This window comes from Paenibacillus sp. RU5M (assembly GCF_900221055.1).
Lineage (GTDB): Bacteria > Bacillota > Bacilli > Paenibacillales > Paenibacillaceae > Paenibacillus > Paenibacillus marchantiae.
The window spans coordinates 15,726-37,135 of the sequence record NZ_OBQM01000004.1 but is presented as its reverse complement, the minus strand read 5'-3'; the positions used below and the strand labels follow the sequence as shown (position 1 = coordinate 37,135).

18 protein-coding genes are annotated in these 21,410 nt (G+C 47.0%); 8 read left to right on the top strand and 10 right to left on the bottom strand.

Features of this window, described 5'->3' with window-relative positions; translation table 11 throughout:
- The first annotated feature begins 154 nt into the window (after window positions 1-154).
- Window positions 155-937 carry a bifunctional 2-polyprenyl-6-hydroxyphenol methylase/3-demethylubiquinol 3-O-methyltransferase UbiG gene (locus CRO25_RS14110; RefSeq protein ID WP_079695425.1) on the top strand — a complete coding sequence of 261 codons (783 nt, stop codon included), beginning with the start codon at window positions 155-157 and terminating at the stop codon, window positions 935-937.
- Between the two features lie 231 nt (window positions 938-1,168).
- On the opposite strand, the gene CRO25_RS14105 is transcribed toward CRO25_RS14110, so the two are convergent.
- The gene (locus CRO25_RS14105; RefSeq protein WP_063567774.1) at window positions 1,169-2,203 is read right to left on the bottom strand and encodes an NADH:flavin oxidoreductase/NADH oxidase; all 1,035 of its coding nucleotides are present in this window, start codon (window positions 2,201-2,203) and stop codon (window positions 1,169-1,171) included.
- A 315-nt stretch (window positions 2,204-2,518) separates the two neighbouring features.
- On the opposite strand from CRO25_RS14105, the gene pepT reads away from it, so the two are divergent.
- Complete coding sequence (gene pepT / locus CRO25_RS14100) at window positions 2,519-3,757, top strand: peptidase T (protein ID WP_079695424.1); 1,239 nt, start codon at window positions 2,519-2,521, stop codon at window positions 3,755-3,757.
- A 152-nt stretch (window positions 3,758-3,909) separates the two neighbouring features.
- Here the strand turns inward: pepT and CRO25_RS14095 are convergent, their stop codons facing one another.
- Window positions 3,910-4,602: a Crp/Fnr family transcriptional regulator gene (locus CRO25_RS14095; RefSeq protein WP_063567772.1), complete on the bottom strand. Its 693-nt coding sequence runs from the start codon at window positions 4,600-4,602 to the stop codon at window positions 3,910-3,912.
- A 271-nt stretch (window positions 4,603-4,873) separates the two neighbouring features.
- Between CRO25_RS14095 and CRO25_RS14090 the strand changes: the two genes are divergently transcribed.
- Window positions 4,874-5,728, top strand: a complete 855-nt coding sequence (locus CRO25_RS14090; protein WP_063567771.1) for a methyl-accepting chemotaxis protein — start codon at window positions 4,874-4,876, stop codon at window positions 5,726-5,728.
- A 195-nt stretch (window positions 5,729-5,923) separates the two neighbouring features.
- Here the strand turns inward: CRO25_RS14090 and CRO25_RS14085 are convergent, their stop codons facing one another.
- Complete coding sequence (locus CRO25_RS14085; protein WP_079695422.1) at window positions 5,924-7,360, bottom strand: sodium:alanine symporter family protein; 1,437 nt, start codon at window positions 7,358-7,360, stop codon at window positions 5,924-5,926.
- Between the two features lie 447 nt (window positions 7,361-7,807).
- Between CRO25_RS14085 and CRO25_RS14080 the strand changes: the two genes are divergently transcribed.
- Complete coding sequence (locus CRO25_RS14080) at window positions 7,808-8,737, top strand: response regulator (protein ID WP_064641662.1); 930 nt, start codon at window positions 7,808-7,810, stop codon at window positions 8,735-8,737.
- Between the two features lie 118 nt (window positions 8,738-8,855).
- On the opposite strand, the gene CRO25_RS14075 is transcribed toward CRO25_RS14080, so the two are convergent.
- Together CRO25_RS14075 and CRO25_RS34140 are read right to left on the bottom strand one after the other, a co-directional pair.
- A complete protein-coding gene (locus tag CRO25_RS14075) occupies window positions 8,856-9,032 on the bottom strand; it encodes an aspartyl-phosphate phosphatase Spo0E family protein (protein WP_053782597.1) in 177 nt (58 codons plus the stop codon).
- A 344-nt stretch (window positions 9,033-9,376) separates the two neighbouring features.
- Complete coding sequence (locus CRO25_RS34140) at window positions 9,377-14,572, bottom strand: fibronectin type III domain-containing protein (protein ID WP_079695421.1); 5,196 nt, start codon at window positions 14,570-14,572, stop codon at window positions 9,377-9,379.
- A 471-nt stretch (window positions 14,573-15,043) separates the two neighbouring features.
- Here CRO25_RS34140 and CRO25_RS14065 point away from each other — a divergent pair, with 471 nt between their 5' ends.
- Together CRO25_RS14065 and CRO25_RS14060 are read left to right on the top strand one after the other, a co-directional pair.
- On the top strand, window positions 15,044-15,667 hold the full coding sequence (locus CRO25_RS14065) for an acetate uptake transporter family protein (RefSeq protein WP_063567767.1): 624 nt from the start codon (window positions 15,044-15,046) through the stop codon (window positions 15,665-15,667).
- A 184-nt stretch (window positions 15,668-15,851) separates the two neighbouring features.
- Window positions 15,852-16,319: a hypothetical protein gene (locus CRO25_RS14060; protein WP_063567766.1), complete on the top strand. Its 468-nt coding sequence runs from the start codon at window positions 15,852-15,854 to the stop codon at window positions 16,317-16,319.
- Window positions 16,320-16,423: 104 nt separating this feature from the next.
- On the opposite strand, the gene CRO25_RS34280 is transcribed toward CRO25_RS14060, so the two are convergent.
- Complete coding sequence (locus CRO25_RS34280) at window positions 16,424-16,642, bottom strand: hypothetical protein (RefSeq protein WP_372828775.1); 219 nt, start codon at window positions 16,640-16,642, stop codon at window positions 16,424-16,426.
- A gap of 81 nt (window positions 16,643-16,723) precedes the next feature.
- Here CRO25_RS34280 and CRO25_RS14055 point away from each other — a divergent pair, with 81 nt between their 5' ends.
- A complete protein-coding gene (locus CRO25_RS14055) occupies window positions 16,724-17,236 on the top strand; it encodes an acyl-CoA thioesterase (RefSeq protein ID WP_063567782.1) in 513 nt (170 codons plus the stop codon).
- 18 nt (window positions 17,237-17,254) lie between these two features.
- Here the strand turns inward: CRO25_RS14055 and CRO25_RS14050 are convergent, their stop codons facing one another.
- Entirely contained in the window at window positions 17,255-17,890 is a 636-nt protein-coding gene (locus CRO25_RS14050; RefSeq protein WP_179132180.1) for a TetR/AcrR family transcriptional regulator, read from the bottom strand.
- Between the two features lie 198 nt (window positions 17,891-18,088).
- On the opposite strand from CRO25_RS14050, the gene CRO25_RS14045 reads away from it, so the two are divergent.
- On the top strand, window positions 18,089-18,856 hold the full coding sequence (locus CRO25_RS14045; protein WP_063567763.1) for an SDR family NAD(P)-dependent oxidoreductase: 768 nt from the start codon (window positions 18,089-18,091) through the stop codon (window positions 18,854-18,856).
- A 131-nt stretch (window positions 18,857-18,987) separates the two neighbouring features.
- Here CRO25_RS14045 and CRO25_RS14040 read toward each other — a convergent pair whose 3' ends face one another.
- From CRO25_RS14040 to CRO25_RS14030, 3 genes are read right to left on the bottom strand one after another with little or no spacing between them, the layout of a single operon-like run.
- Window positions 18,988-19,311: a hypothetical protein gene (locus tag CRO25_RS14040; RefSeq protein ID WP_256863648.1), complete on the bottom strand. Its 324-nt coding sequence runs from the start codon at window positions 19,309-19,311 to the stop codon at window positions 18,988-18,990.
- A 45-nt stretch (window positions 19,312-19,356) separates the two neighbouring features.
- Window positions 19,357-20,658, bottom strand: a complete 1,302-nt coding sequence (locus CRO25_RS14035; RefSeq protein WP_079695419.1) for a cell wall metabolism sensor histidine kinase WalK — start codon at window positions 20,656-20,658, stop codon at window positions 19,357-19,359.
- Entirely contained in the window at window positions 20,658-21,335 is a 678-nt protein-coding gene (locus tag CRO25_RS14030; protein WP_063567761.1) for a response regulator transcription factor, read from the bottom strand. The genes CRO25_RS14035 and CRO25_RS14030 overlap by 1 nt, the downstream gene beginning before the upstream one ends.
- Between the last annotated feature and the right edge of the window lie 75 nt (window positions 21,336-21,410).

The following is a 21,410-nucleotide window of genomic DNA, read 5'->3' as shown; positions in this document are numbered from 1 at the left end:
CCTATAATTGGAATATATTACACAAAAGGTGCGTGATTCCCTATGATAGTCTGCTCTGAAAAATTCAATTCCAACCGTTGCCGGAAGGGATAAACATTTCGTAGCTAGTCCCTTCCACATTCTCATTTTAATTATGTTGTGGAGGAAACGTTACATGTCTTTTAGTTATTATGGTCCGTTATGTACTGAGGTTTATAATGCCACCAAGCCTGTTGGCCACTCCCTTGGAGGCGATATTGAATTTTACCGTAATTATCTGACGAACTGCAATGGACGCATCCTGGAAGCGATGTCTGGCTCAGGTCGAATGCTGATTCCATTACTTGAGGCTGGTTTGAACGTAGACGGTCTTGATTATTCAACGGATATGCTCGATTCATGCCGTGCTCTTTGCTCCATGCGGGGATTGCCCATGCCTGAATTGTTCGCTGCTGATCTGGAGACACTTGATCTTCCTTACCGGTATGAAGTCATTATAATCGCCGCAGGCTCCCTGCTACTTATTCAAGACAGGCAGGCTTCCATAAAGGCCCTGCGTAATCTGTATCAACATCTGGAACCGGGAGGTCGACTTGTGCTGGACCTCTTTCTACCCGATGTAACGAATACGACCTCACACTACTCAGGTACCTCGACTGTTCAATTACCGGATGGCGATACGATTACAATGGAGAGCAAAGACATCGAAGTCAATATGCTTCAGCAGTACAAAGTAAGTTTAATTCGCTATGAAAAGTGGCGCCATGGCACCCTCATAGCCACAGAACTGCAACAGATTGCATTACGTTGGTACGGTGTGGAGGAGCTGCGCATAATTCTGGAACAGATCGGTTTCATCGACGTTGTTGTATATGCTGACTTCGATCCCAAACAGGCACCTTCGCGTTCTGATCAGAAATTTGTGTTTAAAGCTACACGAGGAATACCCTCGAAGTGATTTCACTTTCAGGCCAAAGCGCTAACGAATCGATCTCACCAGGAAGGATCCAAGATCGAGGAAGAAACGTGCCTACGATTTGTTAATCCGTAAACCTGTGGAAATTGCAGCTAATAACAGCTGTTCGGTTCGTTAGATCGTAATGATACAGAAAAGGGATGTCCTCCGTCATGTTCATGACTTATGGGACATCCCTTTTTAATTGCATTTATATAAATGTTCTAATTAAGATCAGTATCCGCGGGAATATGGCTGTGCAACAGGCGCTTTATCTTTGCTAACACCCAGTTCCAGAGCTGCATGAGTCGCCCAGTAAGGATCGCGCAGCATACCTCTGCCAACCGCGACCAGATCTGCATCACCGTTGCCGATAACTGCTTGAGCCAGTGCTGAATCCTCAAGCATACCTACCGCAATGACAGGAACGTTCAGTTCTTCACGGAAACGACGAGCAAAAGGCACTTGGTAACCAGGGTAGTTACCCGGTTTACGTTGTCCGGAAGCCCCTTCACCACCGGAGCTAATGTGGAATATATCCACGCCTGCTGCCTGATAGGCACGGGAAATTTCAATGGTATGATCAATATCATATCCGCCATCAGCGTACTCCACTGCCGAAATCCGCATAATCAGAGGCATATCTTCAGGCATTTCTTTTTTCACTGCATGAATAATCTCGACACCAAAACGGGAAAGATCCTGTCCATACGCATCCTCGCGATGGTTCATCAGCGGAGAATGGAACTGGTGGATGAGGTAACCATGTGCACCATGCAGCTCAATAGCATCGACCCCAGCAGCTACTGCGCGGCGTACACCGTCCGCAAACTTCTGTACCATGGCTTGTGTTTCCTCTGTAGTTAAAGCATGCGGCGTATTGAAGCTCTCTCCAGGGAAGGTAACCACCGATGGAGCTACAGGTCGAGCCGCATCCTCTGCTTTACGTCCAGCATGCGCGATCTGAATCGCCACCTTGGAGCCATAAGCGTGAATGCCATCCACCAGCTTGGTAAAGGCAGGAATGTGTTCATCTGACCAGATGCCCAAATCATTGTCGGTAATACGTCCGTCCGGATCAACATCCGTCATCTCAATCACGATCAATCCTGTACCCCCAACCGCACGGCTTACATAGTGTACCTGATGCCAATCGTTCGGAATACCATCTTTGGCAGTAACGGAATATTGGCACATCGGTGCCATGACGACACGGTTATTTAGTTGAAGTCCCTTGAATTGATACGGGGAAAATAATTTCTCTGTCATTTCAATTACATCTCCTATTCAATATGATGATATATGTTGAGGCAATTCCTTGTTTTCCAGATCGGAAAACAGCTGCCCATGCTTGCCGCAGTTGTCCTGCTTCAAATCCTCAATCACTATTATGAACCTAACCTATAGAAATACAAGTACGTACTTTTTTGTGAGATAGTACCCTTTTTTATACCTAGTCGACCCTTTCCTCTGATGCATTCACCACAACTCGAAATGAATCTAAAACATGATATGATAGCCATACAGACATACAGGTTATAATATACCCAACTATAATAAACCGAGCCGAAGGAGCGATTACTGGTGAAAGATATTTTAATTCAAAGACTGACAACCTATGCTCAAATGGATACGCAATCTGATGAAAATAGTGAAACCTGCCCTTCCACACCAGGCCAGCTGGTCTTGGGTAAATACCTGGTTGAAGAATGTAAATCCATTGGATTGCAGGAAGTGACCATGGATAATAACGGCTACGTAATGGCGACATTGCCATCCAACACCGACAAGGATGTTCCAGTGATCGGTTTCCTCGCACATCTGGATACAGCAACCGACTTCACAGGCAAAGATGTCAAACCACAGGTCATCGACAACTATGATGGACAGGATATTGTGCTGAATCAGGAATTGGATGTAGTGTTATCCACCACTGATTTCCCTGAACTGCGTGAATATAAAGGCCACACTCTGATTACAACAGATGGCACAACACTGCTTGGTGCGGACAATAAAGCCGGTATTACCGAGATCATGACGGCAATGGCCTACCTGATTGAACACCCGGAATTAAAACACGGAAAGATTCGTGTTGCTTTTACCCCGGATGAAGAGATTGGCCGTGGGCCGCATAAGTTCGATGTGCCTGCTTTTGGCGCCAAATATGCCTACACGGTGGACGGCGGACCTCTCGGTGAGCTGGAATACGAAAGTTTCAACGCGGCTGCTGCCAAAATCACAGTACGGGGCACCAACGTGCACCCGGGCACAGCCAAAAACAAGATGGTCAATTCCGCTAAAATTGCGATGGAGTTGAACCGCCGACTGCCTGCGGAGGAAGCTCCCGAATTCACAGAAGGTTATGAAGGATTCTATCATTTGTTATCTATCGAGGGAGACGTCGAACTGACCAAGATGAGCTACATCATCCGGGACTTCGACCGGGAGAAGTTTGAGAAACGTAAAGCGTATTTGTTGGATGTCGTGGGCGAATTGAAAAGCAAATATGGCGAGAAAAGCATTTCCATTGAATTGAATGATCAATACTATAACATGCGTGAGAAAATCGAACCTGTGCGCCAGATCGTCGATATTGCACATGAAGCGATGACTCGCCTGGATATCGAGCCTGTCATCCGCCCAATTCGGGGAGGTACAGACGGTTCCCAGCTCTCGTACATGGGTATGCCTACACCCAACATCTTCACGGGCGGAGAGAACTATCACGGCAAATTCGAATATGTATCGGTTGATAATATGGTGAAGGCCACACAGGTCATCGTGGAAATTGCTCAATTATTTGAACAGCGTGGAGATATTTAATCCAATTCAAACATAAAGCTACAGCACAGCAATTCAAATGGATCATCCACCGACAGGTGGATGCAAAACACCCTCTGGCATAGGACATGCAGAGGGTGTTTTTGTCGTACTAATGGTTTAAGAATGCTGTAAAATAGCAGAACTATCCTTATTTATTCGTACATATTACCTCCCGCAATTTCGCGCAACTGCTCCAGATTGCAGATGACAATGTTGCGCTGTTCTTTGCGGATGATTTCACGGTCGCGGAGGTCATGGATCACTCGGTTCAAATGTCTATAGCTCGTGCCCAGCATATCCGCCAGTTCTGTCAGCTTGGAAGTCTGGATTTCTTCTGTGATCTGCTCCCCCTGCTCCATCGTGGACAGCAAATAGCTTGCAAAACGGCTCTCGACAGGATAAAGCAGATTAAGACTCGACAGATTCGAGAAGGTATATAATTTGTGGGTCACATGACTGAGCATAAAATGGAGAAACTTCGGGTTTTCAGCATATGTATTCTTGAGATAGCGATAGCTTACACCGAGCAGCAGGCTCTTATTGACGGATTCCACCGTGTTTTTGGCTTCCTTGCCATTGACCAGCTCCAGATCACCTACCAGCGCAGGAGGCATACTGAAACGAAGCAACAAAGACTTGCCATTCGGCAGTGTTGTATAAATCTTGAGCTTACCCTGGACGAGAAAATATAATCGTTCGGGACGTTCACCTTTGGCACATATAATCTCACCTTTGGAGGCTTCGAGCAACCTTAATTCAGCAAGCGCAGGTTCGTCGAGCACCTGATCCAGGCCATGCTCCCGCGCAAGCTGGCGCAGCAATCCAAAGTCCATAATTTCTCTCATCTCGGATAAACCCCCTGTGTGAATCTACATATACAATGGACACATGTCCCATAAACGATATAGGTTCGTACAAATATCTTGATATAAAAATAGTTACAACTAGATTTTATATCCAATACATTCATTCAAATGGGAAATATTCTAAAATTAAGCCTTCAAAATGACAATATTTTATGGAAAATGGAGTACATGATAGCGCACTCTTATCCGATGAAAGATAAAGCGATAAGCATAGTTACAACTGCTAATTTAGAATCCAAATAAAGAAAGGATGGTTCGACCTACTATGAACGTTGTAGATGCCCTTTTGAAAGTAATGCCTTATATCCGTCTGATTCTTAGAGAACCAGCCAGTCTAACGGTGTATGATCACGAGAAGGTATTGTATTCTGTCTCCACTGAAAAGTTCAATCTCGGATTCAACGAAGGCGATCCTCTTTTGGATGGATATAAGAACTTCACCGCTCTCAAGAACGGAAACGAAGCCTCTCTGACCCACCTGCCGGCAGAATACTACGGTATTGAGCTGGATGTCCTTAATATACCGATCTTTGATGACAATCATCAGGTCGTTGCTATTTTCTGCGTATCGTATGATCAATCGAACCAGAATCAGCTTGAAGCTATTATACAAGAAAACCAAACGATTAATGGAAACCTGGTTGAAATGGTCCAGCACGTTGCCGCTCATGCGGAGGAATTGCAGGCCACCAGCGAACAGATTCTGGAGAATACACGCCTGGCGGTAAAGAATTCGTCTCAGATCAACAAGGTTGCCGGGTTCATTCGTGAAATCTCGGAACAGACCAACTTGCTTGGGCTTAATGCCGCTATCGAAGCTGCGCGTGTAGGTGAAGCCGGAGCAGGCTTTGGTGTGGTCGCAACGGAAGTGCGCAAACTTTCTGTCGATGCCAAACAGGCTACCAGCGATATTGATATCAGCTTGAAAGATGTACAACAGGTTATTAAACAGATGGAAGTCGAAGTATCCCAGATTGCAGCTTCTTCTCAGGAGCAAGCCACGCTCGTATCTTCCTTTACGGATGTCATCGAAAAGCTGAATGAAGCAGGAGAACGCATGAAAGCTCTGTCTGAACAACTCATCAGTTACTCTGTGAACGATTAAGGGCAGGTACATCTCCCGATAGGATGGTTACCACCCATTCCACCAGATATACTGAACATTAACTACTTTATATGTAATAAACAGGACTTGGAATCCCCGTCCCCGTGACGGAAATTCTAAGTCCTGTTTTTTCATTTGTCTTTTTATCGTAGTGTATGTGGATCTCTTGTTGTATTTGTATCCGTTATTTCTTCGTTATTTAGCAACTTCACTCAATTTTGTTCCTACTACCTCGGCCTCCGACTCCCAGCATTCCACTTCGCCCGGAATGTGAATACGGTCCCGAGTAAAGATCGGGTCACGTCCTTCGGCCTTTTGTTTCTTGTAATCTTTCAGCGCATCGAATGTCACCTTGGACAGCATCAGGATGGCAATCAGATTCACCACAACCATCAGCCCCATGAATAGGTCGGCCAAATCCCATACCAGCTGGACCTTGGCAACGGCACCGAACAGCACCATCGCGATAACACACACACGGTATACCCACAGCCAACCTTTATTGGATTTGATAAACTCAATATTGGTCTCCCCGTAGTAATAATTCCCGATGAGCGTACTAAAGGCAAACAGGAACACCATGACTGCCAAAAATCCGGACGCCCATGAACCCATATGCACACTTAATGCCGCTTGAGTTAATTCAATTCCACCCAGATTGGAACCTTTGTATACACCTGATAGCAAAATAATCATGGCCGTGCTTGTACAAATGACCAAGGTATCCGTCAACACGCCAAACGCCTGAATAAGCCCTTGTTTAACCGGATGTGTTGTATCCGCCGTAGCCGCAGCATTCGGCGCACTACCCATACCCGCCTCATTGGAGAACAAACCACGTTTGACACCATTCATCAGCGCGGCTCCAAGTGTACCACCAGCGACCTGTTCAATGCCAAAGGCATTTTTCACAATCAGCGCAATCATGGCCGGAAGCTGTGTGATGTTCGACAGAACAACAAATGCAGCCACGCCAATATACAGCACAGCAAGAACAACGACGATGTATTCGGACGCCTTGGCAATCCGTTTAACACCACCCATGATGATTGCCGCAAACACAACGGCCATAATAATACCTACCGTCAACCGATCGATGCCGAATGAATTTTTGAATGCGACTGTAATCGTGTTGGACTGTACAGCATTAAAGACCAAACCGAACGACAACGTGATGAGAATTGCGAACAATATCCCCATCCATCGTTTCCCGAGGCCACGCTCCATATAATAAGCAGGACCCCCGCGGAATCCGCCCTTATCTTTGATTTTATAAATTTGAGCAAGTGTACTCTCCACAAAACTCGAAGCTGAACCAAAAATCGCGATAACCCACATCCAGAATACAGCCCCTGGTCCCCCCAGTGCGATTGCCAGTGCAATACCTGTAATATTCCCGGTTCCCACGCGCGCTGCCATACTGATACAGAATGCCTGAAACGGCGAAATTTTGCCGGGCTCCTTGCTCTTTGGCTCCTTGAGCACTTTCACCATATCTCCAATCATGCGGAATTGCATGAACCGGGTCTTGGTCGTAAAATACAAACCACATACGACCAACAAGATGATTAACAGCTTGGACCATAGAAAATCATTGAAAACTGCAATAATATCTTGTATTGTTTGCTCCATTGGCAATGCCCCTTTTCGTTGATGGTTCGTTAAAAAGCGTTCCCCAGCTGTATGACTGAGCGAAAAATTCTCATACTACTTCATAAAGGCATGCAGTTCTATCGCCTCAGACGGACCGTTTTGTGCTGAAGTACGATAGGTTAAGAGATCGTTTGTACCATTCTGCATATCTCGGAATCCACATTTTCGGATGTTACCTATACTACAGGGGCATCTACGGAAACCGACAAATACCTACACAGAAACATTTAAATTTTTTATAAATAAGCAACGTTTATCCATTCACTGTCACTTTATCTGACATATTTGTTAGCATGCACGGGTCTTCACATCGGGATATACAACCAAGTATGATAATAGGGGACATTAATAGCAGGGAAAGATCATTTATAGATGCAGAGAACGGAATATATAGGAGTTAACTTAATCAGAAAGGAGGACACGGAAATGCGTTATTTTATTGTGGATGATGATCCTGGGGTTCGATCCATGCTGATGGATATTATTGAAGATGAGGGGCTCGGCGAGATTGCGGGGGAAGCTGAAGATGGGGCTCATATTCATGCTGAACTGCTGGAGCTGCATAAGGTGGATGTACTGCTGATTGATCTGCTCATGCCGCAGCGAGACGGGATTCAGACGATACGTGCACTTGAAGGAAGGTTCGATGGCAAGATCGTGATGATCTCCCAGATTGAGTCGAAAAATATGATCGGGGAAGCCTATTCGCTTGGCATCGAATATTATATTACGAAGCCGATTAATCGGCTGGAGATCCTGTCTGTTCTGCGTCTGGTGGACGAACGTCTGCGTATGCAGCAATCCATCGCAGATATTCAGCGTACGTTGCAAGGACTGTCTAGACTGCAATCTTCCGAACGTGCTTCAACACCAGCCCCCGACAAAACGATTACCACAGCAGGACATTTCCTACTATCCGAGATGGGCATGATCGGAGAAGCGGGCAGCAGAGATTTGCTGGACATGCTGGAATACCTGGAGCAGATTGAAACGGAGGAGCATAAGCTCTCTCCATACACGTTCCCATCACTTAAGGATATCTTCCAGAATGTAGCCATACGCAAACTGGGTTCCGATGCCTCACCAGCGGAAGTAACGAAGGAGATTAAAGCATCTGAGCAGCGCGTTCGCCGTGCAATTTTCCAAACATTAAGCCATGTCGTATCGCTCGGACTCACGGATTACACACATCCGAAGTTTGAGAATTACGCGTCAAAGTTCTTTGACTTTACGGAGATTCGCAAGAAAATGCTGGAACTACAAAACAATGTGGAGCCCTCCTTGTCTCAGACCCGCATTAATACCAAAAAGTTCGTTCAGGTACTTTATCTGGAAGCCAAGCGGCTGTTGCATTGAGGAGTAACAAAAAAAACATGCGCTCATGATTGAACTGGAATGATACAGCATTCGTTCTTCCTGCTGTCTATTCCAGCTATTATCATGTGCGCATGCAAAAAAAGCTCATCTATATCCATCAAGCCCTCGGCTTGCTTAAGTGCATTCGATTATACTCATTGATCAATTCATCCAGTACCATGGACTGCTGAAGCACATCGGGATGTCCAAATCTACCCTCGTTATGCTCTACCAACATATGAAGGTTATGTCTGGCTTTCTCTATTTGATTTTTCAATTCCAAACTCATAACCATCGCGTCTAATCCCTCCCTATTTCTGTGTTACATTTTAGGTTTTCCTGTCAATCTATAGTTGGATTAACATATGGCATAGTTCACATGGATGTTTTGTATCCTTCTCCAATTTTTGAAAGTCTCTATAGCTATCCCTAGAAGACGATCCGAAAATGGCTCTGCAACGCCTAATTGAAGGTTGGATTACAATTTCACGAGCAAATTTTCCCCACTAACTTCATAATCAAACAGTTGTGTCATTATTGTGTATGTTGAAAAAACCAAAAAGCACCTCTCTATCTAAGGCTTACCCAAGGGGTTACCCTATATCGATAGAGAGGTGCTTTATCGTTAGATCACTTTAATCAATGTGTGACCTTCACTGTGATGACTTCGCTAGAAACCGATCCACTTTCGTTAATCCATTCCACAACGTACTCATACTCGCCAGGTGCACGATCTTTGATCACTGCTGTTGCTGTCTGTGCATTCGGAGATGCTGCAGCCAACGGTTGGCTGTCGACCTCTTGACCGTTCTCAGACAAACGATAGGAGGTGGCATTTGTGCCCCACCACATATTCATCGTAATCGTGTAGTTTCCATCCCCATCCCAGTTGTCATGAGAGAGCACCGGCTTCCCTGGTGCTGCATCACGAACGATTACGGTATGCGGAGCGCATTCGGTCGTCCCTTTTGAATTGATTAGTTCGCAAGTATATACATACGTACCGTTTACCCGACCCGAAATATCCGTCGATGCCTTTTGGGCAGAAGAGCTTGAAGCCGTGAGCTTCTGCGTATCGATCAGTTCACCGTTCTCATACAATTTATACTGTGTACCGTTATTCCCCCACCACATATTCATGGTGATGGTGTATGTTCCATCCGCCAAACCGTCGCCATGTTGGTTATCGTCGGACAAGGAAGGTACACCCGGTGCACCTGTGGCTTGGTCTGCGGCGATGACTGTCACTTCCACGGAAAGCTCGGTGATGAGTCCCGCGCCGTTAACTGCTTTGGCTGTAAAGGTGTGTTTTCCCACCAGACCCGTCAGTGCAATCTCATCACCCTGTTCTACGGCCTCACCGTCCCAAGTCAACTCCAGAAGAGTAATCCCGGACTCCGGATCTTCTGCCTTCACATCAACTTGGAGTACATCCTCTTCACTCATCTGTTCCGCAGGCATGCCTGTAATGACCGGAGGTGTCGTATCTTCTACTTCTTGCGGACCACCTACATAACGAATATTCGGTGCCGCTGGCTGCTCCATGCCTACTCCAAGATGGAAGCCGGTATGTGGCGGCTGGTTATAGGCTACATTTTGCCAAGCTACCCCAAGGCGGTAGACTGGATCATGCATCAACGTGCGAATACGCACATCCGTCTCATCTGTCGTCGTATAAATGCGTAATTCCGAGCTGTCCTGACTGCGCCACATCACTTCTTCACGCCAGTCCCCAAACAGATCTGCCTGCAAACTCGGGTTCGCTTTGGTGCTATTGTTCGAAGCTGCACCTGTTGCCGTCAGCAGATTAACTGTCGTTTGGTTCTCATAATCCCATTTGTCGATACGAATATCATCCTGAAGCTCACGCAGCAGGTCACCGTCCCACCAGATGCCGAAGTTGGTGGACGATGGAATCTTCGTCGTGATCAGTTCCCCCTGAGCACTGTAAAGCCCGGTGATTGGAATATGCTCAGCATTGGTAATGGTTGCAGCCCATACCTCAGCTCCCGGATAGTTCGGATCAATATCGGCAGCCATGCCACGTCCGGTATCGATGCCTGTGAACACACCCCAGAGGATTTCACCTGTAGCCGCATCGCGCATTTCCATACCATACTTAGAATCTTTATGTTCGTGTACGTCGAATACTTCCAGTCCTGGACGTGTCGGGTCCAGATCACTCAGATGCATGGCATCGCCATGACCGAGTTTCGTATTGTAGAGCGGTTTGCCATTATCGTCGATGGCCATCGCACCAAATGTAATCTCATCCTTGCCGTCGCCATCCACATCTGCAACCGAGAGATTGTGATTCCCTTGGCCTGCATACTCGCCGTAGCCATCGTCGCTTGAGTCAAAACGCCATACTTTGCTTATCTTTCCATCACGGAAATTGTAGGATGCCAGCACAGTACGCGTATAATATCCACGGCTGAACATGGCACTTGGATGTTCGCCATCCAGATACGCTACCGCTGCCAGGAAACGGTCCACCCGGTTTCCATAGCCATCGCCCCAGGAAGCAACATCTCCACGCGGCGGATCATATTCCACCGTATCCAGTGCTGCTCCGGTTTCACCATCGAACACCGTCAGGAATTCATCACCAAGCAGAACGTAACCGGAACTGTTCCGGTGGTCTGCATTGGCGTCTCCAATGACTTTTCCTTGTCCATCGACGGTACCATCTGCGGTACGCATCATCAGTTCGGCTCTGCCATCACCATCGAAGTCATAAACCAGGAATGGAGAGTAGTGCGCACCCGCACGAATATTCGGCCCCATATTGATGCGCCACAATCTTGTTCCATCCAGCTTATAGGCATCCATATAGACAATACCGGTATATCCGGATTGGGAGTTATCCTTGCCGTTGTTTGGCGACCACATCAGAACAATCTCATATTCGCCATCACCATCGACATCGCCCACGCTGGCATCACCCGCATAATACGAATACGGCTGCCCGTCTTTCGTATAGGCATCAGCAGGCTTTTGCAGAGGTACAGACAGGTATTGCTCCTGCCAAACGCCGAATTCCTTCGTTGCCGCTTTTTCAATGCCGTTTTCTACCGTCATGACCCGGTATTTGGATGCATCCGTACCTTCGGCATCCGTAAAGTTGGTGCTTCCAGTTATCGGTTCATCGTTAAGCTTCACACCATCCCGATACAGATTGAAAGCAATGGTCTCGGCATCCAAGCCTAGCATGCGCCAGCCGATATAGTTGCCGTTTTCTGTTTTTACAGCCACCGGAGCACGGTCCAGATACTCCATTTCACGATTCAGCGTCGTTGCTACTGGTGTTTCGAGTGCAGCCGAAAGTTCGGAGACCCCTCCCGCATTCACAGACGCCACTTTATAGAAATAAGGAATGGTGCTGAGAATGGTGGAGTCTGTGTATGCCGTCTCCTTGGTGCGAGCGATTAGATCATACGGTCCATCCTGCTTCACAGCACGATAGATTTGGTATGCACGCGCTCCTGTTGATTCCGTCCAAGTGATGGAGACGTCATTTTTGTTGATGCTTTGTAACGACAGACCTGAAGGAACCTCTGCCTTGTCTACAGATGAATCAATCGTCGATACAGGCAATGCATTGGATGCTACCGATTCCGTACCTGTACGATCCGCAGCCGTTACCGTATATACATAATTCATGCCCAGGTCAATCTTATTATCGGTATAGGTTGTTGCATCCGTGGTTCCCAGCAGCTCGGCCTTGGCCGCTCCAGTTGACTGACGGTATACCTTATACTGTACGTCATCGGCAATAGCATCCCACGACAATGCAGCGGTGATCGGATCACTCTCCAGATCCAGGCCATTCAGTTTCAGATTGGAAGGGGCCACCAATACAGGTGTAATCTCAAGTCCGTTGAGATGCGCCGTAGCCCCACTGAAGACCAGATTCATCTGCCCGTCCTGCACGGTAATCTGGTTGATCACTTTTTCGGCAATATTCTGAGCACCGGAAGATACGGTTCCATAATCTTTGCCTTCGATGTTAATGTTGGTTTTTGCTGACCCAATCCAGTCCCCAGTGTACGTCTTGACCGAATAGGTACCATTCGGCAGATCCACTTTGAATTCATATGATCCGTTAAAATAGATCACGAAGTCACGACGCAGGTTATCCGTCGCACTGCCACGATCCCGATCCGCCATATTGGCGGAAGACGTTAATCCATAACCGCGTTCTGGTGTATACAGCGTATTCCGATTGACTTCCGTATACCCTTCAGCAACCGGAGAACCTACCGGGCCAAAGTCATATCGATACGTTGCCGATTTGGTGGTGAAGCTGACTTCATCCGAAGGATCGGATTCGCCGCGACCATTCACAGCCGTTACTCGAACCGTGTACGACTTACCTTCAACCAAACCACTTAGCGTTAAAGTAGGTACGGTTGCCGTTCCTGCCAGCTTGTAGGCAGTTTCCGGCTCTGTTGAGAGCTTACGGTATACTTTGTAGATGTCTGCGGTGTCATCCGCCGTCCATTTTAATACCGTTCCCGCGTTGCTGATGCTGCCTGCCTTCAGCCCAGCAGGTTTGGCTGGCAATTCAGCCGGAACTTCAGCATCCTGAACCGCTTCCGATAATGGCAGATCCAGTTCACGAACCGCACCTGCAACCAGACGGGCAATCTGAATCGCTCCATATTCCTGGAAGTGCGTATTGTCCGTTGCCCCGTTCGGGAATGCCTGATAGATGCCTGGTGATACATGGAGGAAAACAGACAATGTCGCTTCCGGTCCAATGGAATCATAGTACGCAATGCTGAGTGCGCTCAGATCAATCAGCTTCACATTTTTCTCCGAAGCCACCTCTTTCATCGCCTGCACATATTCAGGGAAGGATACATTGAACTTGCCTGTGTCTGCGTTAAAGTCCCTGCGACCCATTGGGGTGACCAGAATTGGGGTAGCTCCCCGCTGCTGCACGCCGTCTATGTAGGTTTTCAGATAGTTTTTGTAATCGGCGGGTGAAGCATAACGGTCAGGAACACTGATCGTTGCATCATTGTGTCCGAACTGCACGAACAGATAATCTCCCGGACGAATGAGGCGCAGAACCTCATCTAATCGGCCTTCGAAAATAAAGGATTTGGAGCTGCGTCCACCGATGGAATGGTTCTTAATCTCCACGGCATCACTGAAAAAGGACGGGAACATTTGTCCCCAACCCGCTTGGGGCTCCCAATATGGATTATACGTCTGCATCGTGGAGTCACCCGCAAGGTACACAGCAGGTTTGTTCCCTGCCTCGCGTTCCTGTTGTTTGGTGATCACGAGCGCATTGATATTAGCGGCCGTTCCGGAGAATTCAAAGTTCATCTGCCCATCCACCAGGGCAATATCGAAGCTCATCTCCAGATATTCACCCGCTGGCTTGGTATTCTGCTGAACCTTGTTCATGCTCTCCACTTTGATCGCAATATCTGTGTTGCCTGCACTGTCGCCAGCGACAAGGGAGACGGTATAATCACCGTTTGGCAAATCCACCTTGAATCCGCCCCCATCGGCGATTTTGGCAAAATCGGATTTAATCGGATCACTTGTACCCCGATCCTGTACCGTTACCTTGGATACATCGGTGAATCCATAGCCACGTTCCGCCGAATACGCAGACGTTGCGTCCACACCTGTATATCCATTCGCAACAGCTCCTGAACCAAAATCGAATTTATAAGTGCCTCCACCGGCAGCTTCATCAGCCGATACGGCTGCACTTGCTGTTGGTGTGCCAAACATTGTTCCCCACCCCAGACTGGAAATTGTAAATACCCATAGGAGCAAAACCAAACCAACCTGCCGCGTCTTCGCGATCATGAACACCCATCCTTTCGTTTCCTCATCATAGAATGATTAAAGCCAGAACGATGGTACAACCCATAAGTAAGCGCTTGCATTTTGTCGTTTAAAAAAAGAACTACTTTTGATTAACGGATCACCTCTTTAATTTTTAATTTTCAAATTCTTTAATGCTTCACATCAGTAAACTTTGAGGCAAAGGTTTTCATTCCCCCTCGATACTATCCCTTCTTCCAGGGAATGAACATGTAATTTTCCGTCTTTTTCCACCAAAAAACCGATCTCTTCGTTCTTGATCTCTAACACAAGCCTTACAAGGGAAGGGATAATGCCCCAAAGGTAATAAAATCCCTTTTCATACGAAATACATTCAGGTACAATAGGGCGATGTGTGTGTCCGGACCAGGCGGATACGAAATACGAAGTATAGAGGACGGTTCAGTTCGAACGGATCATCCTGATTTGATTATTTGGAGGCTCATCAACACCATGCAAACCGATTCACAGACTAAAGTCAAAATCATAAACGCCGATCCCAGCGCGATGGGATTATTTGGGTTGGCCATCGTCACTCTGGTCGCTTCCTCCCAAAAGCTTGGCATTACAGACGGCCTTAGCTACGCCATTCCTTGGGCGATTTTCCTCGGTGCCTTTGCCCAGCTGTTCGCTTGCATTCAAGATTCCAAACGCAACAATACCTTTGGTACAACTGCCTTCGGCGCATACGCATTCTTCTGGTTCGCGATGGGTGCCAACTGGCTGATCAAAATGGGCGTGTTTGGCTCCACTCTTGCGGAACAGGCAGATGGCAAGCAGCTCGGATTTGCTTTTGCCGGATACCTCGTGTTCACCCTGTTCATGACGCTGGGTGCCGTGGAAGCCAACAAAGTATTGCTCATCATTTTCATTCTCATTGACTTCCTGTTCCTTGGCCTGACCTTTGACGCGTTCGGCGTAGCTCCTCATATCTTCCATACCATCGCAGCTTATGCTGAAATGGGAATCGGAATCGTGTCGTTGTACGGCACAGGTGCTTCCGTACTGAACGCTCACTTCGGCTATACGTTCTTGCCCATCGGCAAGCCGGCTGGCATTTTCAGACCCAAGGCTTAATATACAGCATCAAACCGCCAGCGCGCCGGTCCGCGCCTGGCGGTTTTTTTGAATTATGCTTCACTTGAATAGGGATACAGCTTCTTTTTTACTTTTTACCATTTTTTTATTTCTTTTTCTGAAAAAAAGTATAATATTAACATGTCATATACAACATTCTACTAGGTGAGGGAGTTTATAACAAATGAGAAACAAAGCAAGATCGGCAGTTTTATCCTTAGCACTAGCCGCAACTTTGGCGATTCCAGCAGTAGTTAGCGCTGATAGCGTCCAAGCAAATCCGGCAGATGAGACAACGCCACCAATTGTTACTCCGTTCTCTGTTGGTAACCAACAGCCGCTCACAACTGTGAGCGCTGCTACTTCTATCGTCCCCGCTTATTTCTCGGTTCCAGCTGGTTACGGACATGGTAAATTCTACTTCCTAAACAATGGAACAAGCAATCTAACTGTTACGATGACACACTCATCAGGATTAGAGTATATTGCAGCTACTGTTAAGCCGGGAGCAGCATATACTTGGAGAAGCACGGCGGATTATCCGCAAGGTATGCGCGGTGGTGATTATACCATCTCATTCCATTGTTCCAGTGGTGTAAATGCAAAGTGGTCTGCATTCGCTTCCAATAGCGTCACTGAAGCTAACGCATAAAACATTAAAATCCGTTACGACTGATTATTCACAAAAAAGGATTCGAAATGTAACAGTGTATGACAGTCTATTATATTGGTACATCAGACGGCATGTCGTCGACGCTAGAAGCGCCCTAGCTTCCGATAATATCGGTGAACGAGCAGGGACTCAAGCAGTCGGCTATTGCCCGTCTGGAGAGCTCCGAGCAGATTCCGCGCTTCGATACGCTCCAGAAGGTGGCTTTTGCGCTTGGCTTGCGCTTTGAACTGGTTCCTGATGGCGAGGAAGAAGTGACCGACACCTATACTAGAACTAACATATAGAGAGGATGGACACGGCATATCTTGCAGAGTCCATCAGCCATACTGTCAGGAGGACTACAAAGAATGAGAGAGATACCTAAACCTACGGAATTAGATCAAGTGGAGAGAAAGTATGTGCGCGAAACACGTTGTTTCAAGACGGCAAGAGTATTTCCAACCGATGTAAATAACCATAATACCTTGTTTGGCGGCAAACTCATGTCTTATATCGATGACATTGCATCCATCGCCGCATCCAAGTTGTGCCGGGTAAATACCGTTACGGCTTCGACCGATTCGGTCGATTTCTTGTATCCGATTAATCCGACGGATTCGGTGACGTTGGAATCCTTCGCATCGTGGACGGGACGAAGTTCGATGGAGATTTTTGTGAAGGTGATCCGCGAGGATCTGAAGACGGGGGAGAAGAAGATTGCGGCGACCGCATTCCTTACCTTTGTCGCTTTGGATGAAAATAACCGTAAACTCATTGTTCCTCGCATCATTCCGGAGACGGAGGAAGAGAAGAAATTATACGAGACTGCTCCAGCCCGGGCGGCCATGCGGAAACAACGGCGGGCAGAAAGCAAGAACTTCGCCGACTTCCTCACCGTTAGTTATCCTTGGGAATAAGAGAATCAGGCACGCTATTCAGTCCTGAAGCATGCGTTCATGAATGGTCCGGCCCTTCTGCCCTGGTTCAATCAGGAGACGGGTCGGTTTGATGTTAATTAACGCGGTCAACTGTTCTCCCATGTAGTGGGAAGAATACTTGAACCCAATCTCCGCCCAGTGCATAATCACACCAACGGTCGCAGATACCAGGTAACTTAGCATGATATCGTAATTAATGGTGTAGTCGCTGTCTTCGGTCACCAATACAAAATCCTCGGTTAAATATGTTCTGAACATATTGCAGAGTCTCGTTCCCATATCCCCATGCATCGTCATCAAGGCTCGAAAGATATCCTGATGTGCTTCGATATATTCAAATACAGGCATCGTTGATGGCAGCAATGCCGTCATATCCACTTCTTTTAACTTTGCGTAAGGTGATGCATAAGCTTGTCCCACGCCCTGCATGAAATCATCCAGAATGAATTGCAATAGCTCGGGTTTACCAGAAAAATGTAAATAGAACGTTCCCCGGTTATAATCTGCCCGCTCCGTAATGTCACGAATCGTGACGGCTTCAGCTCCCTTTTCCAATATCAAAGAAACTGCCGCAGCAATGATGGCATCCTGCGTTCTTCGTGCTCTCCGATCCTGAGGGTGTTCGATAATCAACATTTCCACCTCCTCTGTCCATTATTGTAACCTAAATGAACACCGCTTACATCTCTGTCCGATAGCTGACATATGCGCTGTCAATGATGATTGTCACATTACTATGTATATCTTAACATTGAGATAGGAACGATAGACCACAGGTTGAATGTTCACTCACAGTTCACCTGATTTCATTTTATAAGGAGCGAATACATGATGAGTACATCATATACCCAAACAGCCGTTATTACAGGAGCAGCCGGAGGCATCGGTAAAGAATTGGCACGCCGCCTTGCTGAACGCAAAATTAATCTGGTGCTGGTCGACCTGAACGAAGAAGCCATCCAGCAAACCATCACGGATCTGAAACTCGACAAAGAGCACGCCATTGCAGTGAAAGCAAACGTATCTCAGGAAGCCGACGTGAAAAACTATGTGCAGCAAGCACTTGATACGTTTGGTCGTATCGATTATTTTGCCAACAATGCCGGCATTGAAGGTCCAACCGGACTGATCGAGGATCTGAGCGTTGAAGCGCTCGACCTCGTATATAACGTCAATGTGCGCGGCGTATTCCTTGGTTTGCAGAACGTCATCCCTGTCATGAAAAAACAAAAATCAGGTGCGATTCTGAATACCTCTTCCCTCGCAGGTCTGATGGGTGCTCCAGCCGTATCTCCATATATTATGTCCAAACATGCCGTGATTGGCCTCACCCGCACAGCAGCGAATGAACTCGCGCCTCATGGTATTCGGGTTAACGCGGTATTGCCAGGCACCATTAATACCCGTATGATGCGTCAAATCGAAGCAAACTCCGGTAATGTGGAAGATTATCAATCAGCTACCGTATCCGCAATTCCGATGGGCCGCTATGGTGAACCGGAAGAAGTCGCAGCCATCATGAACTTCCTGTTATCCGAAGAAGCTTCGTATGTCACCGCTTCGCTCTATACTGTCGATGGCGGTATGATGGGTCAATAAGAAGAATGGGGCTAGCCTAACTTGGCTGACGCTTTAAAAGGTATTTCCGAGTGTACAATCCAAAATGACCTCAAATTCCACAATAACGTGGAGGCTGAGGTCATTTTTTTAATAAATAGATTGATTTAAATTTAATCCACGTAGCCTGCGAGACCTTTTTCCATCAAGTAGTCCATTTCAGCATCCAGTATGCTTTCAACGGTTAGTTCATCCAGCTTTACATCTTTGCGGCTCAAAATGTAGTCGGCCAGATCGTCACCGTCGATATCCACGTCGCCTTTGGCATTTTCATGTGCTTTGTTAATGTACGCCTGCTCATGCTTCAGGACAAGAGCGATATTCGCTTCGCTTGCCTTTGTCTTCTCTGCAATATATGCCTTCATTTCCTGTTCATTCATTGAATTTGCTTCAGTCACGTTAAAGTCAGCTCCTTGATTCATACGTTCTGTTGCCATTGTAGCATAGGTTAACCCACAACAGACATGCCTTATTCCTTATCCCTAGGATAAACGAACGTAAAATGTTGCACCTTCCCCTACTACACTGCGGGCGTAAATCTCACCTTTGTGCTGCTCCACGATCGACCTTGCAATCGCAAGACCCAATCCATGTCCACCATGTTTCCGTGCTCTGGAGGCATCCGTGCGATAGAAGCGATCGAAGATCCGGTCCAGATGTTCGTGCGCAATGCCTTCTCCCGTGTTGGAAACGGCCAGCACAACGTCATTGTTCTGTTTCTTCAACGATACGTTGACCGAGCCCTTGGCTCTGGAGTATTTCACAGCATTATCGAGCAAAATCAGAATGACCTGCTTGATCTGTTCGCTGTTGCCATGGACCATGAGCTGCGGCTCAATGCTGTAGTCCAGAGATATATTTTTCTCAAAAATTACGGCTTCCATCGTCAAAATAATCGTCTCCACCGCATCGCTCATATTGAATTTGGCATGAATCATCGAGGATCTTGAATCGTCAATTTGAGTCAGATATAACAGATCATTCGTCAGTCCCGACATGCGTTCCGTCTCCGACTTGATGTAATGCAGCCATTTAGCTTGATTCTCAATCGTATCCTCCCGGTTCGCGAGAAGCACATCTGTGTTGGTATTAATGATCGCCAGCGGCGTTTTCAATTCATGTGAAGCATCGGCTATGAACTGCTTTTGCTTCTCAAAGGCTTCCTTAACCGGGGTAATGGATCGATTGGCGAAATAGCGGCTCAGGAAATAGATAACGATCAGCATGATCAAACCCACGACGGCAAAAGTATAAATCAGATTCGTAAGGATGCCCTGTTGGGCCGTCACATCGATGAACACAATCATATGCCCTGTGCTGCTCGGGTCGATCACATAAGCCCAGTCCGTTCCATTCAGTGTAAACTGTCCGGTCTTCCGATCCAGATCGTCGACTTTATTCACCTTTTGCAAAGCTTCAGTATAGAACGTGTCATCCATATCAAACCTGGAGTGTGCATCGGTGATTTTCCATTCACTGTCCGTCTTGACCATGAACGATACAGAGCGTCCTGGCGGTGAATTCGGATCACTCCCTGGATCTCCATTCGCAATGGAATCGGACGGTAGTGATCCCGTCCCCGAATCTCTGTCATCACCGCGAGGCATCTTGCTGGAGTTGTAAGGCCCATGATAGAAATCCGACACTTTGAACAGTTCCATGTTGGTTTCCCGCTGTACATTCTGGTACGTAATGATGTAGATCGTGGCAAAGGCAACCAGCATCATAATTGATATGGATACCAGGTTCACGATCAGAAATCGGTTTCTGAGTTTCTTGAACATCAGGACGTCACCTCAAGTACGTACCCCACACCCCTAATCGTATTGATGCGGACCGAGGAGTTCAGGAAGGTTAATTTTTTGCGTAAAAACGAGATGTACACCTCCACATTGTTATACTCCACTTCCGAATCGAAACCCCACAATTTCTCAATAATCTGCTCTTTGGAAGTAATGGCCTGTTTGCGCGTGATTAGCAGTTCCAGCAGTTCATTTTCTTTCAGATTCAGCTTGATCTCCTTGCCTTGCACACTCAGCTTCAGCTGCGTCGTGTTCAGTTCGATGTCACCGAACTTCAGTCCATCCTCTGGAACAACTTCTCCCTTCCTTCTCAAGGCTGCCCGAATCCGTGCGAGCAATTCCTCCGTGGCAAAGGGCTTTGCTATATAATCATCGGCTCCATAATCCAGCCCGGTCACTTTGTCTGAAATTTCTCCTTTGGCTGTGAGCAGAATGACAGGCGTATGATTGCCTTCGCTGCGCAGTTTTTTCAGCACGGTAATCCCGTCCATTTCCGGCATCATAATGTCCAGCAGCAACAGATCATAGATTCCACTTAGCGCATAATCCAGACCCGATCTCCCGTCATGCACCATGTCTACAGAGTAATTGTGTTTTTTCAATATTTGCGATACGGCTTCTGCCAAATGAACCTCATCTTCCGCAATTAGTATTCTCATCGGTTCTTCATTCCTCTGCATGAATTGGTTTCGATATATGTCAATCTATTATACCAACGATTGTAGCAACCGAAC